Genomic DNA, 1888 nt, shown 5'->3' with positions numbered 1-1888 from the left:
ACCGATAATAAGGAGAATGGCATTGACGAAATCAAAGGAGATGTAACGACGAAAGAAACGGAAAACAGCTAACGGGTTGATAAGATTGCTATCGCAACCTTATCTTGACCTCGCTCGCCTTGAGAAAAGCCTCAAAGCGATGTGCCCTTCAAGTTCAATCGTACAATTTACTTAATAAAGTGGCTTCGGGCTTGTTCAACACTCGGGATTTAGTGTTGGCTGCGCAACACCTTAATCCTTATTTGTTATGCATACGTCTCCACGAAACGTACCTCGTTGATCGCTCACAGGGGCATCTTCTCGAATTTAGGGATATTGTCACTTAAGAAACCCTCATCCCAATCAGCTCTTGAGCTAACAAAAACATGTGCCGATACACTTGTATTAGTAGCATCTGTTATTAAGCCTGCTGGTACCCAATATGAGTCACCACTGCTAGTCAAATTAGGAACTGGACTACCACATTGAGTACAGAACTCCGACTTGAAGCCTGATTTGGTGGAATAGGATTTAATCATAACGAATGACATGGATTCCCCCTCCCGAGGATCTGCCACACTTAAGTGGTCAATATTACAACTGGAGGCAACATGTCTAATCTTTCTTATTGCGGTATCGACCTCGCCAAAAATCACTTCAGTGTCCATGCTATTGACCAGCATGGCAAAGTCATTCTTCACAAGAATGTCACACGCTCTAAGTTACTTAATACCATAGCAAAACTGCCTCCTATGCGTATAGGGTTAGAAGCTTGCGGTGGTGCTCATTATTGGGCAAGAACATTCAATCAACTCGGTCATGACTGTCGTATTATGGCAGCCAAATATGTTGCACCCTACCGAATGAAAGGGAAAAACGACCTCAATGATGCCGTTGCTATCTGTGAAGCAGTTCAAAGGCCATCTACTCGATTTGTCCCCATAAAGTCACCTGAACAACAAGCCGTCCTTGCAACTCACCGTATGCGAGAGCACTGGGTTCGAGAAAGAACTGCATTGATGAATCGGATACGCGCCATATTGTCTGAATTTGGGATTGTCATGCCTACAGGGAGAGCTTCTCTGATGAAACAAGTTCCACTTATTCTAGAAGATGCTGAAAATCAACTTCCACATCAAGCACGACAAATTATCAATGAAGCGTATTCGCACTTAAAAAAACTCAACCAACAAATTGAAGACACCGAAACTACGTTTCTGTCTATGGCCAAACAACATGACAATACGAGAAGACTTCTGAAGGTTCGAGGTATCGGGCCACAGACCGCAACCGCCATCATTGCCGCGATTGGTGATGGCAGTCAATTTGATAAGAGTCGAGACCTAGCAGCTTGGCTAGGTCTTGTCCCTAAACAGTTCTCTACGGGAGGGAAGAATCGGTTGGGAAGGATAACGAAGCATGGCGACAAGTATATTCGTACCTTACTCGTTCACGGTGCACGAGCTGTCATTACCACAATTGGTGATAAACAAGATAGGTTAAGTCAGTGGTGTCGCCAAATAAAGGAAAGACGAGGACTAAACCGAGCGATTGTGGCACTTGCAGCGAAGAATGCTCGCATCATCTGGTCTTTACTCCACAATCAAACCGAATATGAGAACTACGCTGCTTAGCCACTAAAAGCACTAAGCAGCGTTATTAAGAGTTAAACCCACCGGGTCATTGCAGACGCTAATGATGGAGATAGGTTAAGACCACTTGCGGAGAGCCTGTTAATGCGGCGGACACACTAGATGTCATCTAACGAATAAGGCCCCGCAGTCGCGTAAGTCATCAGGGTCACGATGTATGCGAATCATCGATAAGTAGACCGAATGTAGAGCGGCAGTCCAAAACCCATCACTATTCGTTTAGCGGATGTTTGACAACCGGGGGAATCCATGTAGCC

At 45.0% G+C, this 1888-nt stretch carries 2 protein-coding genes; one reads left to right on the top strand and one right to left on the bottom strand.

Annotated elements, in window-relative coordinates; genetic code table 11:
• Positions 1–284: 284 nt before the first annotated feature.
• Positions 285–518: a GFA family protein gene (locus L1D11_RS22395; protein ID WP_239862817.1), complete on the bottom strand. Its 234-nt coding sequence runs from the start codon at positions 516–518 to the stop codon at positions 285–287.
• A 72-nt stretch (positions 519–590) separates the two neighbouring features.
• Here L1D11_RS22395 and L1D11_RS22390 point away from each other — a divergent pair, with 72 nt between their 5' ends.
• Positions 591–1613 (top strand): IS110 family transposase, encoded by a 1023-nt coding sequence (locus tag L1D11_RS22390; RefSeq protein WP_239834464.1) that lies wholly within the window; start codon positions 591–593, stop codon positions 1611–1613.
• Positions 1614–1888 lie beyond the last annotated feature (275 nt).

It is taken from the genome of Vibrio sp. Isolate32 (assembly GCF_022397955.1).
Classification (GTDB): domain Bacteria; phylum Pseudomonadota; class Gammaproteobacteria; order Enterobacterales; family Vibrionaceae; genus Vibrio.
Note: the sequence above shows the minus strand (reverse complement) of the source record. Positions and strands in the feature narration are given on the sequence as shown.